The sequence below is a fragment of the Streptomyces gottesmaniae genome, assembly GCF_031845845.1.
GTDB lineage: Bacteria > Actinomycetota > Actinomycetes > Streptomycetales > Streptomycetaceae > Streptomyces > Streptomyces akebiae.
Genome location: NZ_JAVRFJ010000023.1, coordinates 1 through 18,314, shown reverse-complemented (window position 1 = coordinate 18,314; position 18,314 = coordinate 1). Strand labels below are relative to the sequence as shown.

Below are 18,314 nucleotides of genomic sequence, written 5' to 3'. Positions count from 1 at the left end.
TCAATGGCTGACGAACCGCTGGTCCTGGGGATCGAGACCTCCTGCGACGAGACCGGCGTCGGCGTCGTGCGCGGGACGACCCTGCTGGCCGACGCGATCGCGTCGAGCGTCGACGAGCACGCCCGGTTCGGCGGCGTGGTGCCCGAGGTCGCCTCCCGGGCACACCTGGAGGCGATGGTCCCGACGATCGACCGCGCGCTGAAGGAAGCGGGGGTGAGCGCGAGGGACCTCGACGGCATCGCCGTCACCGCAGGTCCCGGCCTCGCGGGCGCCTTGCTGGTGGGCGTCTCGGCCGCCAAGGCGTACGCGTACGCGCTGGGCAAGCCGCTCTACGGGGTGAACCACCTCGCCTCCCACATCTGCGTCGACCAGCTGGAGCACGGGGCGCTGCCCGAGCCGACGATGGCACTGCTGGTCTCGGGCGGTCACTCCTCGCTGCTGCTGTCGACCGACATCACCTCGGACGTACGGCCGATGGGCGCGACCATCGACGACGCCGCCGGGGAGGCCTTCGACAAGATCGCCCGGGTGCTGAACCTGGGCTTCCCGGGCGGTCCCGTGATCGACCGGTACGCCCGTGAGGGCGACCCGAACGCGATCGCCTTCCCGCGCGGCCTCACCGGGCCCCGCGACCCCGCCTACGACTTCTCCTTCTCCGGCCTGAAGACCGCCGTGGCCCGCTGGATCGAGGCCAGGCGGGCGGCCGGGGAGGACGTACCGGTACGCGATGTGGCGGCGTCCTTCCAGGAGGCCGTGGTGGACGTGCTCACCCGCAAGGCGGTGCGGGCCTGCCGGGACGAGGGTGTCGACCACCTGATGATCGGTGGCGGTGTCGCCGCCAACTCCCGCCTCCGGGCCCTCGCCCAGGAGCGCTGCGAGGCGGCCGGCATCCGACTGCGGGTGCCCCGGCCCAAGTTGTGCACGGACAACGGGGCGATGGTGGCCGCGCTGGGCGCGGAGATGGTCGCGCGCGGGCGCGCCGCCTCCGACTGGGACCTGTCGGCGGACTCGTCGCTGCCGGTGACGGACCCGCATGTGCCGGGACACTCCCACTCCCACTCCCACGATCACGTGCACGAGGTCAGCAAGGAGAACCTGTACTCGTGACCGTCGCGTTGATGTGGGAGGCGCGGGCGGTGCCCGGGCGGGGACAGGAACTCCTCGCCTGGGCACGGGCCCAGGAGCTGCCCGCTCGACCGCTGAGGCGCGAGACGCTCCGGGCGCCGCAGGACCGGGTGCTGGTCATCACGTGGTGGGACGCGGAGTACGACGCGGAGCTGCCCGAACTGCCTGAGCCGGGCGAGGAGTTGGTCAGTCGAGCGGTGCACCGGTGGCGGTTCGAGTCGCTGGGCGAGGGTGACTGAGGCGACGGTGGCGCTCCTCGCCGAAGCGGTCCGCGACGAGGAGGAAGACAGGGAGACAGACGAGCGGGACGCCTCCGATCAGCAGAAGTGAGTGCGTCGGCCGGTCGGTGAAGATCAGCCAGGTGTTCAGCGCGAACATGACGGCCAGGACCACCAGGCTCGCGACGGCCGCCCGCTGCCACGCCTTGCGCCGCCGCGCCCCTCGCGCGATGCGGTCCTCCACATCGGGCCGCGGCTCCACGGACGTGAGCTCCAGTCGCAGAGCGGTGGCGCACAGGTCGGCGACCTCGCCGATCGGATCGTCCAGCTGGTACTCGTCGAGGTGGGGGAGGCGGGCCCGGCGCCCGTCGGTGGCGTAGAGATACCCCGACCAGCGTGGCGTGCTCCGCCGGCTCTCCTCGACTCGGATGCCGTAGATCTCCGACCAGGCCCAGCTTCGGGTGCGGAACGCTCCGCGTACGGTGACGCCGTCGGCCGTGACGGACGTACGGGCCCTGAACTGCTCCAGCAGCACCCGGCCCGCGACGGCCACCCATGTCGCGACGGCCAGCATGTCCCAGCCCGAGGGGCCGAGTGACGCCATCGCGTACAGCGCGTTGGCGCTGACGAGAACCGCCGCCACCAGCAGGGTGAGGAATGTGGGCGGTATGCCCCGCCGTCTGCGGTAATCCCGCTGTATGCCGTCGCTCATCGGGCCGTTATAGCCGGTCCTGGTGAACGTGGGGTAAGCCGTGCGCGGGTGCGTACTGGAGGGGGAGTACGTGGCTGTTCGATGGACAGTACGGTGAGTGGACCGTCACTCTGAGTGAATGGTGCACGGTGTGGAGTGGGCTGCGCAGGGGCCGGGTGGTGAGCCCGAGTCGTCGGACAGCATGCGGGCGTTCGGGGCGGTGGTCCAGGCGCTGCGGGAGCATGCGGGGTTGAGCCGGGAGGAGTTCGGGGCGCGGGTCCACCTGTCCAAACACTCGGTGGCTTCGATCGAGTTGGGGCGACGGTTGGCCGACCAGCGGTTCGTGGAACTGGCGGAGGAGGCGACGGGCAACACGGGGGCGGTGCGGGGGGCGTTTCGGCATATGGCTCGGCAGCCGGGGTTGGCGGCTTGGTTCAGGATGTGGGCAAGGCTTGAGCGCGAGGCGGTGAGTCTCGACACCTACGAGTGCCGCATCCTGCCGGGGCTGTTGCAATCGGAGGCGTACGTCCGGGCCGCGTTCTCCAACAACATTCCGCTGGTCGGCGAGGAGGAGATGGAGGAGCAGGTGCTCGCGCGGATGGAGAGGCAACGGCTTCTGCGTGAGCGCTCCGGAACGTCGTTCAGCTTCATCGTCGACGAGGCCGTGCTGCGGAGTCGCCTCGGCGGCCCGGCGGTGATGAGCGACGCACTCGACCACCTCCTCGCCTGTGCGGACGCGCGTAACGTGCAGGTCCAGATCATGCCGATGGCCTACGAGGCGCACGCCTGCCTCGCGGGCCCGCTCCGCCTGTTGGAGACGGAGGACGGCAGACGTTACGCCTACGCCGAAGGCCAGCAGCACGGTCGACTGATTGCGGACGTAAAAGAGGTCGTTACCCTTGGCCAGCGGTATGCAACACTGCGTTCGCAGGCCCTGCCGCCAAGTGACTCCAAGGACCTGCTCAGGGACATCCGAGGAGCGCTATGAGCAATGAGCTCACGTGGTTCAAGAGCAGCTACAGCAGTCCGCAGGGTGACGACTGCCTAGAAGTCGCCCCCACCCCCACCACCATTCACATCCGCGATTCCAAAGACACCACCCGCCCCCACCTCGGCCTCGGCCCCGGCGCGTGGGCCGCGTTCGTCGCGTACGCGGCCCACGCGGGCTGAAGCTCAGCTCTCCACGGCCCTGACCTCCGTCTCGCAGTGCAGGCGGCGGTCCGGGCCCACCTCGCGTACCGGGCCGTCCAGCGTCAGCGTCACCCGGTGGCGGATGTCCGCGCTCGACGCGCCCAACCTCAGTTCCAGGGCGCCCGGTTCGACCACGCGGCGCCCCGCGCGGTCCGTGAAGGACGAGACGTCGGGGTGGAAGCGGAACGTCACGCGGGAGGCGTCCCCCGGCGCCAACTCCAGCCGCCGGTAGGCGATCAGGCGCAGGTCGGGGCGGGTCACCGAGGCCACCGGGTCGTGCAGATAGAGCTGCACGACCTCCGCCCCCGGCCGGTCACCCGTGTTGCGCACGGTCACCGACACGTCGTAGCCCTCGTTCTCCGCCTCCTCCACCTCCTCGCCCTCGAAGTCCGTCCACGCGAACGTCGTGTACGAGCGGCCGTGTCCGAAGGGGTACAGCGGGGTCGGGTCGAGGTTGCTCGCCGCGCCGACGAGGCCGAGGGGCGGCTGGAGATACGTCCACGGCTGGCCCCCGGGGCGGTTCGGGACGCTCACCGGGAGGCGGCCGGAGGGGGAGACGCGGCCCGACAGGACGCCCGCGACCGCCGGGCCGCCCTCCTCCCCGGGGAAGAACGCCTGGACCACGCCGGCCAGTCGCCCGTGCCAGCGGCCCAGCGCGTACGGGCGCCCGGTGAGCAGGAGCGCCACCACCGGCGTACCCGTGGCGATCAGCGCGTCCAGCAGTGCGGACTGGACCCCCGGGAGGCGGAGGTCCTCCGCGTCGCAGCCCTCGCCCGAGGTGCCCCGGCCGAAGAGGCCCGCCCGGTCGCCGAGCACCGCCACGCAGACGTCCGCCTCGGAGGCGCGGGCGACCGCCTCGGCGAAGCCGCCGGTGTCCTCGCCGTCCACGTCGCTTCCCGCCGCATACGTGATCTTCGCGTCGGGAAGTTCCGTGCGCAGGGAGTCCAGGACCGTGGGGATCTCGATGCCCAGGGGCGTGCCGGGGTGGGCGGGCAGGACGTGGGAGGGGAAGGAGTAGCAGCCGAGCATGGCCAGGGCGTCGTCGGCGCGAGGGCCCACCACCGCGATCCTGATGTCCGGCGCCAACGGCAGGACCGCGTCCGGGTTGTCCAGGAGGACCACCGACTCCTCGGCCAGGCGGCGGGCCAGGGCGCGGTTCGCCGTGGAGTCGAGGTCGATCCGCCCGGAGTCGGTGGCGGACTCCGGCTCGGGGGTCCAGCCCTCGTCCAGCAGGCCCAGCTCGCACTTCTGGAGCAGGACCCGGCGGGCGGCGCGGTCGACCAGGGACTCGGGGATCTCGCCCGCGCGGACCGCCTCCAGGAGCGGCTCGCCGTAGCAGCGCAGGGTGGGCAGTTCGACGTCGATCCCGGCGGCCAGGGCCGCGTGTCCCGCCTCCGCGCGGTTTCCGGCCACGCGGTGGTTGGTCTCCAGGAAGCCCACGCCGAAGTAGTCGGAGACGACCGTGCCGGTGAAGCCCCAGGCGTCGCGCAGGAGTTCGGTCAGCAGTCCCGGGTCCGCCGAGACCGGGACGCCGTCCGTCTCCGTGTAGGCCGCCATCACCGAGCGGGCGCCGCCCTCGCGCAGGGCCATCTCGAAGGGCGGCAGGGTCACGTCCGCGAACTCCCGAACCCCGGCCCGTACGGGCGCGTGGTTGCGGGCGCCGACGGACGCCGCGTATCCGGCGAAGTGCTTCAGCGTGGCCACGATCCCGGCCGACTCCAGGCCGCGCACGTACGCCGTGCCGATGGTGCCCACCAGATACGGGTCCTCGCCGATCGTCTCCTCGACCCGTCCCCAGCGCGGGTCCCGGACCACGTCCAGGACGGGTGACAGACCCTGGTGGATGCCGACGGAGGCCAGGTCGCGGCCGATGTGGCGGGCCATCTCCTCCACCAGCGGCGGGTCGAAGGTCGCGCCCCAGGCCAGGGGGACCGGGTAGGCGGTCGCGCGCCAGGCGGTGAAGCCGGCCAGGCACTCCTCGTGCGCGACGGCCGGGATGCCGAAGCGGTTCGCGGCCATGATGCGGCGCTGGGCGCGGGCCAGTGCTCGCGCGCCCAGCGCCGGGTCGACGGGGGCCGTGCCGAAGGTGCGGGTGAGCTGGCCGAGGCCCCGGGTGATCAGCTCGTCGAAGTCGAACTCCTCCGACATGCCCTGCTCGTCGGGGGCGATGTCCTCGCCGTTCGAATCGCTCTTCACCCACACGCCGTACAACTGCGCGGTCTTCTCCTCCAGGGTCATCCGGGAGAGCAGATCCGCGACCCGGGCCGCTGCGGGCAGGGCCGGGTCACGCCAAGGGGTGGTCATGAAACTCCTTCAGGGGTCGGCGAGTTTCAGAAGGTCGCGGGTGCCGGAGCCGGTGGATCACTTGCCGCCCACGCCCATCAACCCGCCCACCAGCGCCCGTCGCGCCACCAGGTACACGGCGAAGATCGGGATGCCGGAGAGGACGACCGAGGCGAGCACGGCGGGGATGTTGACGCCGAACTGGCTGACGTAGTTGAACAGTCCGAGCGTGAGGACCCGGGGGCCGTCGGACTGGGTGAAGATCAGCGGGAAGAGGAAGCCGTTCCAGGCCTGGAGCGCCGAGAAGATGACGACCGTGCTGATGCCGCCCTTGGCGAGCGGAATCGTCAACTGGAAGAGCATGCGGAGCGGGGACGCGCCGTCCAGGGCCATCGCCTCGTACAGGTCCTCGGAGACGTCCCGGAGAGTGCCCACCAGGACCAGGACCGAGACCGGCATCGCGAAGGCCGCCGTCGGGAGGATGACGGCCAGGAGGGTGTCGTACAGATCGAGTTTGGCGATGAGCAGATACAACGGGACGACCACGGCCTGGGCCGGGATCGCCACGCCCAGGAGGAACAGGCGGAAGGCCGCGTTCGACCAGCGGTCGCGGGTGCGGACGGCCACGTACGCGAGCGGGATGCACAGGGCCAGCACGATGCCCACGACCGACACCGCGACGATCGCCGTATTGCTCAGGAGGTGGCCGAAGCCGCTGCTCAGGACGGTGTTGTAGTTGTCGAGGGTCGGGTCCGTGGGCGGCTTGAGGGGGTTGCCCGTCAACGCCTTGTCCGCGCCGGTGAGGGACGCCGACAGCATCGCGTAGATCGGGATCAGGACGATGACCAGCCAGACGAAGGCGCCCAGGCCCGCCACCGGGTTGGCGCGCCTCGTCCAGTGCCTGCGGCGGCGGGGGGAGTCCGGCACAGGACTCCCGTCCGGCTGCCGGGTCCTTGTGGGGCGCGCCAGTGTGTCGTGTGTCATGCGTGCCGTCACATCCCTTCGCGGGTGCTGCGCATGGCGCCGAAGCCCGTCAGCCGGACCAGGACCAGGGAGAGGCCCGTCGCGGCGATGACCAGGAAGGACGCGATGGCGCTGGCGTAGCCGAAGTCGTACGTCTTGAAGCCCGCCTCGTACATCAGGTACGGCAGGATCGCGGTGTCCGTGCCGGGGCCGCCCTTGGTGAGGATCAGCACCGTCTCGAAGTACGTCAGGGAGCCGACGACCATCAGGACCGTGGACGTGGTGATCGTGTGCCGCAGCTGCGGCAGCGTGATCGAGAAGAACTGGCGGTAGCGGCCGGCGCCGTCGATGGCCGCCGCCTGGTAGAGGACCTCGGGGATCTGGCGGGCCCCGCCCTGGTAGATCAGGGTGTGGAACGGGATGAACTGCCAGCCGCCGACGAAGACGATCGCGAGGAACGCGCCGCTCTGCGAGCCCAGGGTGTCCTGCTGGATGATGCCGAAGTTCGGGTCGAGGAGGGCGTAGAACAGGATCGCGATGGCGGTGGAGGAGAGCAGGAACGGGACGAAGAACACCGCGGACAGGATCGCGCGGTTGCGCTGCCGGCCCGCCGCCCAGACGCCGAGGAGGAGGGCGACGACCGTCTGGAAGGCCCAGCTGGCGACGGTGAGGACGACGGTCAGCCACAGGGACTGCGTCATCCGGGGGTCGTCGAGGAGCTTCTGCCAGTTGTCGAGGCCCACCGGCCGCGGGTCTCCCAGGCCGTCCCAGCTGGTGAAGGAGAGATAGAGGGCCAGCGCCATCGGGACGACCGCGAAGAAGGTGAAGAAGAGGACGCCGGGCAGGGCCCAGACGGCGTGCGGGCGGCCGGTGCGGCCCGCGCGGCGGCCCGTCCGGTGCGCCTGCCCCTTCGGTGCCGCCGCCGGGGTCTTCTCGACCGTGACGGTCACTTCAGCCCCTTGCACGCCGTCACGAACTCGTTCGGCGAGGACTGGCCCGCGAACAGCTTGCCTATCTCCGTGTGCATCTTGGTGCCGAGGCCGTCGCCGAGCGCCTGGTCCCAGGAGAGCGTGAAGGCCGGCGCCTGCTGGACCATGTCGTACTGGAACTTCGCGTACTCGGGGTTGGGGGAGGAGGCGAGCAGCTCGGCCGCGTTCGAGGTGGTCGGCACGTCTCCGTTGTCGATCAGGGCCTGCGCGTACTCCTTCGACGCGCAGTCCTTGAGGAAGCCGACCGCGAGGTCCTTGTTCTTCGTACGGGCGTTGATGGACCAGTAGTTGGTCGGGTTGCCGACGACGTTGCGGACGTCGCCGGTGCCGCCCTCGACGGTCGGGAAGGCGGCCCAGCCCAGGTTGCCCTTGGCGAAGTCCGGGAACTTGCCGAGCTGCGTGGAGTACTCCCAGGAGCCCATCAGGTGCATGGCCGCCTTGCCGCGCGCGAAGACCGCGGGGGCGCCGCCGTTGACGTACGACACCGAGGTGAACTTGGAGCCGAAGGCGCCGTCGTCGATGAGCTCCTTGACCAGCTCGGCGGCCCGGACGACGGCCGGGTCGCCCCAGCCCTCGGCGTCGCCGTCCTGGATGCGCTTGAAGACCTCGGGGCCGCCGATCCGGTCGACCAGGTACTCCAGCCACATCAGCTCGGGCCAGACGTCGGAGCCGCCGAGCGCGAAGGGGGTGATCTTCGCCTTCTTCAACTTGGCGTTGATGTCGAGGAGTTGATCCCAGGTGGTGGGCGGCTGGAGCTTGTGCTCGGTGAAGACGGACTTGTTGTAGAAGAGGATCACCGGCTGCATGCCGCGCATCGGGATGCCGTAGTGGCGGCCCCCCAGATCGCCGGCCGCGAGGACCGAGGGCAGGAAGCCGTCCTTGAGGACCGGGTCGCCCTCGATGATGTCGGTGAGGTCGACGAGCTTGTCCGCCTCCTCGTACGGCTTGATGGAGCCGCCACCCCAGTTGAAGAAGATGTCCGGGGCGCTCGGGGAGCCCATGGCCGTGCGGAGCTTCGGGGAGTAGTCGGAGCCGGGGACCTTCTGGAGCTTGATGGTGCCGCCGGCCTTCTTCGCCGCGGCCGACTTGTTGAACCGGTCGACGCCCGCCTGCTGGACCTTCACCGCGTCGTCGCCGTACACGAACGCGGTGAGCGTCTTGCCGTCCCCACCGCCCGAGCCGCCGCCGGAGCCGCAGGCGGTGAGACCGGCGCCGAGGCCGGCGGTGAGCATCGAGGCGGAACTCGCGCCGAGGAACCAGCGCCTGCTGAACGGCCGGCCGCCCGTGCCGCTGCCGGTGGACCGGCCCGCGGTCGTCCCGGTGAACTGGCCTCTGCTCGACTCCATGAGAGCACCCTTCGCGAATGTCCGGACGTGCGAATGTTTCGGATGGCACTTCGAATGTTCCGGGAACGTAAGGCCGTCGAAAGGGTTCGTCAAGGGGTCGCGCAGGGATACGATCCCGCATATGAAGCCCGCGAAGCCCGAGGAAATCCAGACAAGAGCGCGCGCGTCACACTCCACGCAGACCGCGACGCTCGCCGAGATCGCCCGCCAGGCCGGCGTGTCGGCTCCGACTGTTTCGAAGGTGCTCAACGGTCGCGCGGACGTCGCGCCCGCCACGCGCACCCGTGTCGAGGAACTGCTGCGCGAGTACGGCTACCGTCGCCGACGCGCCGAGGCGACCCGCTCCCCCCTCATCGACCTGGTCTTCCACGAGCTGGAGAGCGCCTGGGCCATGGAGGTCATCCGGGGCGTGGAGAACATCGCGCGGGAGGAGGGCCTGAGCGTCGTCCTCTCCGAGAGCGCGGGGCGGCTCACCCCCGGCCGCACCTGGGCCGACCAGGTCGCCGCGCGCCGTCCGCACGGGGTCGTCCTCGTCCTGTCCGGGCTCGACGAGTCCCAGCGCGCGCTGCTGACCAGCCGCTCCATCCCGTTCGTGGTGATGGACCCGGCGGGCGACCCCGGCGACGACGTGCCCTCGATCGGCGCCACCAACTGGCAGGGCGGCCTCGCCGCCACCCGCCATCTGATCGAGCTCGGCCACCGGCGCGTCGGCGCCATCAGCGGACCCTCGCGGATGATGTGCAGCCGCGCCCGGGTCGACGGCTACCGGGCCGCCCTGGAGACCGCCGGGCTGCCGGTCGACGCCGACCTGATCAAGGCCGGGGACTTCCACCACGAGACGGGTTACCGGCTGGGGCTGGAACTGCTGCGCCGCCCCGACCGCCCGACCGCCGTCTTCGCCGGCAACGACCTCCAGGCCCTCGGCCTCTACGAGGCGGCCCGCGAGCTGGGCCTGCGCATCCCGGAGGACCTCAGCGTCGTCGGCTTCGACGACCTGCCGGTGGCCCGCTGGGTGGGGCCGCCGCTGACGACCGTGCGCCAGCCCCTGATGGAGATGGCGGAGGCGGCGGCGCGACTGGTCCTCGACCTCGGCCGCCAGGAGGGTTCCTCGGCCGCGACCCGGGTGGAGCTGGCGACGAGCCTGGTGGTGCGGAGCAGCACGGGAACGCCGCCGACCGCGCCCTGAAAGGCCGGCGGAGCCGCCTTCCAGGGCGCGGGGCCGAGTCGACGTGCGTCGACGTGCCGCTCCGTCGCGTGGGCGCGACGAGGCGGAGTGACGGCTTGGCCGGAAGTTGATGTATTGACGAGTGAGGCCACCCCCTCCACACTCCTCCGCAGTCAATCGGTTGCACAACCGAAACTTTCGGAGGCACCCGCCATGAGAACCTCCAGAACCGCCAGAATCCCCCTGCTCACCCGGTGCGCCGCGCTGTTCACCGGCGTCACCGCACTCGCCGCCCTGCTGCTCGCGGCCCCGGCGGCCCACGCGGCCCACGCGGCCGACCCGCCCCTGCGCGACCTCGCCGCCGCCAAGGGGAAGGCCCTCGGCACGGCGGTGACCGGCTCGAAGCTCACCGGCACCTACGGCGACATCGCGGGCCGCGAGTTCAACTGGCTCACCCCCGGCAACGCCATGAAGTGGGAGTCCGTCGAGCCCGCACGAGGCACCTTCAACTGGGCCGAGGCCGACCAGATCGTCGACTTCGCCGAGGCCCACGGCCAGGACGTACGCGGCCACACCCTCGTCTGGCACAGCCAGAACCCGAGCTGGCTGACCAACGGCACCTGGACGTCCGCCCAGCTCGGCCGGCTGATGAACGACCACATCGCGCTGGAGGTCGGCCGCTACAAGGGCCGACTGGCCGCCTGGGACGTGGTGAACGAACCGTTCAACGAGGACGGCACCTACCGCCAGACCCTCTGGTACAACGGCCTCGGCGCCGACTACATCGCCCAGGCCCTGACCGCCGCCCGCGCCGCCGACCCGGCCGCCAAGCTCTACATCAACGACTACAACGTCGAGGGCGTCAACGCGAAGAGCACGGCCCTCTACAACCTGGTCCGCGACCTCAAGGCACGCGGCGTCCCCATCGACGGGGTCGGCCTCCAGGCCCACCTGATCCTCGGCCAGGTCCCGTCCACGCTCCAGCAGAACATCCAGCGCTTCGCCGACCTGGGCGTGGACGTGGCCGTCACCGAACTCGACATCCGTATGCAACTGCCCGCCACCGCAGCCAAGTTGGCGCAGCAGCGCACCGAGTACGACGCCGTGGTGAAGGCCTGCGTCGCCGTGACCCGCTGCACCGGCGTGACGGTCTGGGGCTTCACCGACTCCGACTCCTGGATCCCGGACACGTTCCCGGGCGAGGGCGCGGCGACCCCGTACGACGAGAACTACGCACCGAAGCCCGCGTACTACGGCATCGCCACCGGCCTGGGCGGGACGGGCACGACACCCCCGCCGACCACCGACGGCTGCGCGGCCTCGTACCGCGTCGCGAACCAGTGGAACACCGGCTTCACCGGCGAGGTGACCATCCGCTGCGCCGCCGGATCCTCGCTTCCCTCCTGGCGGGTCGCCTGGACGTTCGGGGCGGGGCAGCAGGTCGGCCAGGCCTGGAACGCGAGCTGCGCCCAGACCGGTACGGCCGTCAGCTGCTCCAACGCCTCCTGGAACGGGAGCGTACCGAGCGGCGGTTCGGTGACCTTCGGCTTCAACGGCACCTGGAGCGGGAGCAATCCGGTGCCCACGGTGACGCTGGGCTGAATGTGACTCCGGAGGGATGAGAAGTCTGAGAATTTCCGAAGGAAAGGCGGCATGAGGTTCTGCCCGTAACAATTCGGACGTAAGTTCCTGTGCGTGAACGGTGAAGAAAGCGCGTTCGGGGAAGGCGGCGGGGACCTCGGCAGACGGCGGCGCCGGCTGAAGATCGCCGGTGGCCTCCTCGCCGCGGTCCTCGTGGTCGGTGCGGGCGGAGCGGGCTGGGCGTTCTGGCGGCTCAACGACAACATCGACAGCGTCGACATCGACGCCGCCCTCGGCGACAACCGCCCCGCGAAGATCCGTTCCTCCCCCGAGCCGTCCGCGTCGGCCACCGCCGAGGCCCTGCCGAGCGGCGCCCTGAACATCCTCGTCCTCGGCTCCGACTCCCGCAGCGGCAAGGAGAACGCGGAACTCGGCGGCGGCGGCGAGGGTGCGGGGGCCCGCTCGGACACGGCGATGGTCGTCCACATCGACGAGGGACGCACCGGGGCGACGGTCGTCAGCATCCCCCGCGACACCCTCGTCACCCGCCCGTCCTGCCCGTCGGAGTCGGGCGGCTCGACGGCGGTGGCGTACAACGTGATGTTCAACAGCGCGTACGCGGTCGGCGGCCCGGCCTGCGCGGTCAAGACCGTCGAGTCGATGACGGACGTCCGCATGGACCACTACATCGAGATCGACTTCTCCGGCTTCGCGAAGCTCGTCGACGCCCTCGGCGGCGTCACGGTCACCACCGACGAGGACATCGACGACGAGGACAGCCATCTGAGCCTGCGCGCCGGCACCCACCACCTGGACGGCGAGCAGGCCCTCGCCCTCGCCCGCACCCGCCACGGCATCGGCGACGGCAGCGACCTCGGCCGCATCGGCCTCCAGCAGAAACTGGTCAAGGCCCTCCTGGACCAGATCTCCTCGACCGACCTGCTGACCAACCCCGCCCGGCTCTACCGGGCCGCCGACGCGATCACCGGAAGCCTGACGACGGACACCGGCCTGGACTCCCTCACCGAACTGACGCGGCTGGGCGAGAGCGTGAAGGGCCTGTCCTCCGCCGAGACGAGAACCGTGATGATGCCGGTGGTCACGGCCCCGTACGACCGCAACCGGGTGGTGGCGGACGAGCCGGAGGCGAGCCGGCTGTGGAAGTCGCTGAAGTAGGGCGAAAAAATTCTCCGGGAAATCTCGGCGGCCGTGTCGATCCCGGGTGCGGCCGTTCGACGCAGGGGTGAGAGTCGGGGACGAGCCCCGCTCGCCGATGCCGTAGGAGTGACCATGCCGCGCTATCTGTCGCTGGTTCAGATCGACGAGAAGAACGCCCCCGCCGAGGGGCCCAGCCCCGAGCTGATGCAGCGGATGGGGGAGCTGCTGGAGGAGATCACCAAGGCGGGGGTCATGCTCGACACGGCCGGGCTGACGCCGACCGCGCAGGGGACCCGGGTCCACTGGGAGGGCGGGAAGATCTCCGTCACGGACGGGCCGTTCACCGAGTCCAAGGAGGTTGTCGGCGGCTACGCGCTCATGCAGTGCAAGGACATGGCCGAGGCGGTCGAGTGGACCAAGCGCTTCCTGAAGGTGCACGAGGAGCACTGGACGGTGACGTGCGAGGTGCGGGAGATCATGGAGGGCTGAGCCCGCCTGGCGGGGCCGCTTCTCGGGCGCCGGGGATGTCGTGTCTGATGGTGGGCTGTGACCCCACAGCCCACCATGGACCCCCGCCCGGACCCGGATCCGGACCCGAACTCCGGCCAGGACCCGAACCCCGGCCAGGACCCGAACCCCGATTCCGACCCGGACCCGGATCCCGACCCGGACCGCCAGGATCCGAACCCGGATCCGAATCCGGACACGGCCCTGGAGGCCGTCTTCCGCATCGAGTCGCCCCGAGTCATCGCCGGTGTCGCACGCATCGTGAAGGACGTCGGGATCGCGGAGGAGCTGGCGCAGGACGCGCTGGTCGCCGCGCTGGAGCGGTGGCCGAGGGACGGGGTGCCCGACAACCCGGGTGCCTGGCTCATGGCCACGGCCAAGCACCGGGCGATCGACCTCGTACGCCGCCGGGAGCGGTACGCGCGCAAGCTCGCCGAGGTGGGGCGCGACCTGGAGGCGGCGGGGCCGTACCTCGACCAGCCGTCCGACCCGGACGACATCGACGACGACCTGCTCCGCCTGGTCTTCACGGCCTGCCATCCGGTGCTGTCCGCCGAGGCCCGCATCGCCCTCACCCTGCGCCTCCTCGGCGGCCTGACCACCGCCGAGATCGCCCGCGCCTTCCTGGTGCCCGAGCCGACGATCGCCCAGCGCATCGTCCGCGCCAAGCGCACGCTGGCCACGAAGAACGTCGCCTTCGAGGTGCCGTACGGCCCCGACCGTGCGGCCCGCCTCGACTCCGTGCTGGAGGTCATCTACCTGATCTTCAACGAGGGGTACGCGGCCACCGCGGGCGACGACCTGCTGCGCCCCGCCCTCTGCGAGGACGCCCTCCGACTGGCGCGCGTCCTGGCCCAGTTGATGCCCAAGGAGCCCGAGGTGCACGGCCTGGCGGCCCTGCTGGAGCTTCAGGAGTCGCGGGCGGCAACCCGCACGGGCCCCTCCGGGGAGCCGGTCCTGCTGCGGGACCAGGACCGCCGCCGCTGGAACCGCCTGCTCATCGCCCGGGGCTTCACCGCCCTCGGCCGCGCCACCGCCGCCGCGCACGGTGCCCCGGGCCCGTACGCCCTCCAGGCGGCCATCACCGCGTGCCACGCCCAGGCGTACACCTACGAGGAGACGGACTGGCCGAGGATCGCCACGCTGTACGGCCTGCTGGCCGCCCGGGCCCCGTCCCCCGTGGTCGAACTGAACCGCGCGGTCGCGGTCTCCATGGCCGAGGGCCCCGCCCCCGCCCTGGAGATCGTGGACGCCCTCGCCGCCGAACCCGCCCTGCGCGACTACCACTTGCTGCCGAGCGTGCGCGGGGGCCTGCTGCACAGGCTGGGCCGCACGGAGGAGGCCCGCGCCGAGTTCACACGGGCGGCCGGACTGGCCCGGAACGAGAGGGAGCGCGCACTGCTGCTGGCGCGGGCGGAGGAGGGTGACTGAAGGAGCGGGGAAGGGCGGAGCGGGAGGAGAGGCGGTCGTGAGGCCAGGGGTTGGGTGGGTGTGCGGGTGCCCGGGCTGCGGGGACGGGGTGTGGTCGGCTGCGGTGATGCGGTGACCTGTTGGGTGGCTGGGCGCGGTGGGTCGGTGGGCGCGGTGGGTCGTGGACGTCCGGGGGAGCCGTGGCCGGGCGACGGGGCGGTGGCGCGCTGGATGGGGGCGCTGCGTTCGCGCGGCGGCGGGTCGTGGGCTGCGGTGATGCCGCGAGGAGTTGTGCGCCTGAGCGTGGCGGCCCGCGAGGATGTCTGGGGAGCCTTTTCGACGGGCGCGACGGGCGCGACGGGTAGCGGCGGGGCTCCACGGGCCGCGACGGGCACGGAGGCCCGGCGACGGGGCGCCGAGGGGCTGGCAGTGGGGCGCCGAGGGTCGTGACGATGCCGGGGGCCGTGCGACCGGTCACCACGGTCCGCGGGCGGGGCGGCGGTGCCCCACGGCGCCCGCGAGGATGTCTGGGGAGCCTTGCGACGGGCGCGACGGGCGCGACGGGCGCGACGGGCGCGACGGGCGCGACGGGTAGCGGCGGGCAGCGGTGGGCAGCGGTGGTGCTGCGGTGGTGCTCCACGGGCCGTGACGGGGCGCCAAGGGTCAGGCGACGGGGCGTCGAGGGGCTGGCAGTGGGGCGCCGAGGGTCGTGACGATGCCGGGGGCCGTGCGACCGGTCACCACGGTTCGCGGGTGGGGCGGCGGTGCCTCACGGCGGCCCGCGCGGGTACTTAGGAGCCTCGCGATGGGCGCGATGAACAGCGGCGGGGCGCGAGCCGCGACGGCGTACCACGGGGCAGCGACGGGGCACGGAGAGCCGGCAACGGGGTGCCGAAGGCCCGGCGACGGGGCGCCAAGGGCCGCGGTGCCCGGAGCCGTGCCACCGGTCACCACGGTGCCGCGCGCGGGCGGCGGTGCCTGGGGTTTCAGTGGCCGCCCCGAAGGAGCCCCGCGAACTACGCCGGGTGGCCGATCAACATCGTCGGGGCACCGGCGACCCGGGTCAGGAAGACCGTCGCCGAGTTGCGCCCCTGCGGCTTGACCTTCTTGCGCAGTTCCTCCGGCTCCACCGCCGACCCCCGCTTCTTCACGGTGAGGATGCCGACCTCGCGCTCCCGCAGCAGCGCCTTCAACTTCTTCACGTTGAACGGGAGCCGGTCGGTGATCTCGTACGCGGTGGCGTACGGGGTGACATGGCGCCCGTCGGCGGTGACATAGGCGATCGTGGGGTCGATCAGCCCGCCCCGCAGCTCCTCGGCGACCTCGGCGACCAGATGGGCGCGGATCACGGCGCCGTCGGGTTCGTACAGGTACCGGCCCACCGGACGGACCGGGGGGTCGGGCAGCATGGTGTCGGGGGTGGCGCGGATGCCGGCCCCGGCGGGCAGCAGCATCGCCCGCCGCGCCCCCGGTGTCCCGTCCGCACGGAACCAGAGCACGGCCTCCTTCACGTCCCCACCGTCGGAGATCCACTCGGCCTCGGCCTCCGGGGGGATCGCCTCGTGCGGGATGCCGGGCGCGATCTTCAACGCGCCGAGCGGGGCCTTCAGCGCCGCCGACACCGCCCAGGACAGGGGCGGTGAGTAGGCCTCCGGGTCGAAGATCCGGCCGCGCTTGGAGGAACGCCGGGCGGGGTCGACGAAGACGGCGTCGTACCCGGCCGTGTCCACCTCCGTCACATCCGCCTCGCGCACCTCGACCAGTTCCGCGAGCCCGAGCGCGTCGGCGTTGGCGCGGGCCACGGCCACGGTCAGCGGGTCGCGGTCGACGGCGAGCACCCGGATCCCGGCGCGCGCGAACGCGATCGCGTCCCCACCGATCCCGCAGCACAGATCGGCGACGGACCGCACGCCCAGCGCACGCAAGCACTCGGCCCGGTACGTCGCCACGCTCGTCCTGGTCGACTGCTCGACCCCGTTCGGCGTGAAGAACATCCGCCCCGCGTCCGCCGCGCCGAACTTCGCCACCGCCCGCTGCCGCAGCCGGGCCTGTGCCAGCGCCGCCGAGACCAGTTCCGCCGGGTGGTCGCGGCGCAGCCGGGTGGCCACGGCCAACTCCCGGGCCGGCTCGGTGTCGCGCACCTCGTCGAGGAGGGCGCGGCCCTCGGGGGTGAGGAGGGGGGCGAGGAAGGTGGCGGGGTCGAGGTCGTTCACCGGGTCATTGTCGGTCAGAGGGCCGGGGCGGGGGCCAGGGGGAGGGCGGTGTGGGCCAGTCGGTGGATGGTCGGGGGACGGTGGCGGTGTCGGGGCGGGTGGAGGCGGGCCGCCCTGCGAGGATGCGGCGCCATGCGATTCGTACGACAAAATGATGTAAAGAGTGCGAAGTGGTCGATCGGGAGGGGGAGCGCGGGCGTCCGGGGTGGCATCGCGCTGCTCGCCCTCGCGGCCGTCGTGTCCGGGTGCGGCGGGGGAGGTGCCGAGGAGGCCTCGGAGCAGGGCTCCGCCGGGCGCCGAGGCGCCGCCGAGGCAGGGCCGACCACCGGGACCGCCGGGCCCGCCCACGGCCAGCAGCGCGGGCCGGGCGGGGCGCGGCAGCACGGTGGGCGGCAGCTCGACGCGCCCGCGGCCCGGGCGCTCGACGCGTACGCCGGGAAGGTGCGCCGGGCGCACGCCGCGCGGGTCGCCGCCGCGAAGCGCTGGGGGCTTGCGAGGGTGCCGCTGAGCGCGCCCGCGCCGCCGGCGGAGAAGCCGGAGCTGAGGACCCGCAAGGGGTTCGAGGTCGACGGTCATGCCGAGGACGGCCTCCCTCCGGTCTTCACCACCGTCCCCACCCGTCAGAAGGTCGTCTTCCTGACCATCGACGACGGCGCCGAGAAGGACCCGGCGTTCCTGCGGATGATGACCGACCTGCGGGTCCCGTACACCGCCTTCCTCAGCGACTACCTGATCAAGGAGGACTACGGCTACTTCGAGCGGATGCGGGACCGTGGCGTCGCCCTCAACAACCACACCCTCCGCCACCGCCATCTGCCCACGCTCTCCTACGCCGCCCAGAAGCACGAGATCTGCGGGATGCAGGACGTGATCGAGAAGCGGTACGGGACGCGGCCCACCCTCTTCCGGCCGCCGTACGGCAGCTACGACCGGGACACCCTCCGCGCCGCCAGGACCTGCGGCATCGAGGCCGTCCCCCTGTGGAACGAGGAGGTCTTCGTCGACCGCTGGGACTACCGCGAGTCCGACCGCGAACTCCGCCCCGGCGACATCGTCCTCAGCCACTTCCGGGGCACGTCCGACTGGAAGGGCACCATGCCCGACATGGTCCGCCGCTTCCTGAACCTGGTCACCGCCGAGGGGTACGCGGTGGCGAGGCTGGAGGACTACCTGTGAGGGCCGAGGGAGGCGGGCGAAGGGCGCACCGGAGGGGGCGCCGGGGGGCGCGCGTCCCACCGGCCCGTACGCCCGGCGCCCGCGCCCTGACCGCCCTCTCCGCCCTCACGGCCCTCGCCGCACTGCTCCTCGCCGGATGCGCGGCCGACGCCACCGGCTCGGCGCCGGGGACCGAAGCGCCGGGTCGGGGCCGGGACCCGGCGCGGGCACCGGCCCCGACGGCCCCTGCGCCCGGCGCGGGCGGGCCGGCGAACCACGGCCCCACGCCTCCCCACCCCCGCGCGCACCACCCCGCCCC

The 18,314-nt window shown here is 72.1% G+C and carries 16 protein-coding genes and 1 pseudogene; 11 read left to right on the top strand and 6 right to left on the bottom strand.

Annotated features, from left to right (window positions below):
- Nucleotides 1-3 precede the first annotated feature (3 nt).
- Nucleotides 4-1,107, top strand: coding sequence for a tRNA (adenosine(37)-N6)-threonylcarbamoyltransferase complex transferase subunit TsaD (tsaD, locus tag RM704_RS24830; protein ID WP_438828947.1), 1,104 nt, complete (start codon nt 4-6; stop codon nt 1,105-1,107).
- Nucleotides 1,104-1,364, top strand: a complete 261-nt coding sequence (locus RM704_RS24825) for a hypothetical protein (protein ID WP_033528368.1) — start codon at nt 1,104-1,106, stop codon at nt 1,362-1,364. The genes tsaD and RM704_RS24825 overlap by 4 nt, the downstream gene beginning before the upstream one ends.
- On the opposite strand, the gene RM704_RS24820 is transcribed toward RM704_RS24825, so the two are convergent.
- Nucleotides 1,312-2,055 carry a PH domain-containing protein gene (locus tag RM704_RS24820; RefSeq protein WP_052146126.1) on the bottom strand — a complete coding sequence of 248 codons (744 nt, stop codon included), beginning with the start codon at nt 2,053-2,055 and terminating at the stop codon, nt 1,312-1,314. The genes RM704_RS24825 and RM704_RS24820 overlap by 53 nt on opposite strands.
- Nucleotides 2,056-2,173: 118 nt before the next feature.
- Here RM704_RS24820 and RM704_RS24815 point away from each other — a divergent pair, with 118 nt between their 5' ends.
- Together RM704_RS24815 and RM704_RS24810 are read left to right on the top strand one after the other, a co-directional pair.
- On the top strand, nt 2,174-3,022 hold the full coding sequence (locus RM704_RS24815) for a helix-turn-helix domain-containing protein (RefSeq protein ID WP_052146127.1): 849 nt from the start codon (nt 2,174-2,176) through the stop codon (nt 3,020-3,022).
- On the top strand, nt 3,019-3,204 hold the full coding sequence (locus RM704_RS24810) for a DUF397 domain-containing protein (RefSeq protein ID WP_033528369.1): 186 nt from the start codon (nt 3,019-3,021) through the stop codon (nt 3,202-3,204). The genes RM704_RS24815 and RM704_RS24810 overlap by 4 nt, the downstream gene beginning before the upstream one ends.
- Before the next feature lie 3 nt (nt 3,205-3,207).
- Here RM704_RS24810 and RM704_RS24805 read toward each other — a convergent pair whose 3' ends face one another.
- From RM704_RS24805 to RM704_RS24790, 4 genes are read right to left on the bottom strand one after another with little or no spacing between them, the layout of a single operon-like run.
- Nucleotides 3,208-5,529: a beta-xylosidase/alpha-l-arabinosidase gene (locus RM704_RS24805; protein ID WP_033528370.1), complete on the bottom strand. Its 2,322-nt coding sequence runs from the start codon at nt 5,527-5,529 to the stop codon at nt 3,208-3,210.
- Between the two features lie 57 nt (nt 5,530-5,586).
- Nucleotides 5,587-6,492 (bottom strand): carbohydrate ABC transporter permease, encoded by a 906-nt coding sequence (locus RM704_RS24800; protein WP_033528371.1) that lies wholly within the window; start codon nt 6,490-6,492, stop codon nt 5,587-5,589.
- A gap of 8 nt (nt 6,493-6,500) precedes the next feature.
- Nucleotides 6,501-7,421: a carbohydrate ABC transporter permease gene (locus RM704_RS24795; protein WP_033528372.1), complete on the bottom strand. Its 921-nt coding sequence runs from the start codon at nt 7,419-7,421 to the stop codon at nt 6,501-6,503.
- Complete coding sequence (locus tag RM704_RS24790) at nt 7,418-8,806, bottom strand: ABC transporter substrate-binding protein (RefSeq protein WP_033528373.1); 1,389 nt, start codon at nt 8,804-8,806, stop codon at nt 7,418-7,420. The genes RM704_RS24795 and RM704_RS24790 overlap by 4 nt, the downstream gene beginning before the upstream one ends.
- A 121-nt stretch (nt 8,807-8,927) precedes the next feature.
- On the opposite strand from RM704_RS24790, the gene RM704_RS24785 reads away from it, so the two are divergent.
- The 5 genes from RM704_RS24785 to RM704_RS24765 all read left to right on the top strand — a co-directional run bounded on the left by RM704_RS24785 (nt 8,928) and on the right by RM704_RS24765 (nt 14,648).
- Nucleotides 8,928-9,992 (top strand): LacI family DNA-binding transcriptional regulator, encoded by a 1,065-nt coding sequence (locus tag RM704_RS24785; protein ID WP_033528374.1) that lies wholly within the window; start codon nt 8,928-8,930, stop codon nt 9,990-9,992.
- A gap of 192 nt (nt 9,993-10,184) precedes the next feature.
- A complete protein-coding gene (locus RM704_RS24780; protein ID WP_033528375.1) occupies nt 10,185-11,573 on the top strand; it encodes a glycoside hydrolase family 10 protein in 1,389 nt (462 codons plus the stop codon).
- A 93-nt stretch (nt 11,574-11,666) separates the two neighbouring features.
- Nucleotides 11,667-12,728: an LCP family protein gene (locus RM704_RS24775; protein WP_052146128.1), complete on the top strand. Its 1,062-nt coding sequence runs from the start codon at nt 11,667-11,669 to the stop codon at nt 12,726-12,728.
- Between the two features lie 114 nt (nt 12,729-12,842).
- Nucleotides 12,843-13,199, top strand: coding sequence for a YciI family protein (locus RM704_RS24770; RefSeq protein WP_033528377.1), 357 nt, complete (start codon nt 12,843-12,845; stop codon nt 13,197-13,199).
- A gap of 57 nt (nt 13,200-13,256) precedes the next feature.
- Nucleotides 13,257-14,648 carry an RNA polymerase sigma factor gene (locus RM704_RS24765; RefSeq protein WP_311591230.1) on the top strand — a complete coding sequence of 464 codons (1,392 nt, stop codon included), beginning with the start codon at nt 13,257-13,259 and terminating at the stop codon, nt 14,646-14,648.
- 995 nt (nt 14,649-15,643) lie between these two features.
- On the opposite strand, the gene RM704_RS24760 is transcribed toward RM704_RS24765, so the two are convergent.
- Nucleotides 15,644-16,840: a class I SAM-dependent methyltransferase gene (locus tag RM704_RS24760; RefSeq protein WP_033528378.1), complete on the bottom strand. Its 1,197-nt coding sequence runs from the start codon at nt 16,838-16,840 to the stop codon at nt 15,644-15,646.
- Between the two features lie 132 nt (nt 16,841-16,972).
- On the opposite strand from RM704_RS24760, the gene RM704_RS24755 reads away from it, so the two are divergent.
- Entirely contained in the window at nt 16,973-18,016 is a 1,044-nt protein-coding gene (locus RM704_RS24755; RefSeq protein WP_033528379.1) for a polysaccharide deacetylase family protein, read from the top strand.
- Nucleotides 18,013-18,314: pseudogene (locus tag RM704_RS24750) on the top strand (hypothetical protein); the annotation flags it as partial. The gene RM704_RS24755 and the pseudogene RM704_RS24750, both read left to right, overlap by 4 nt.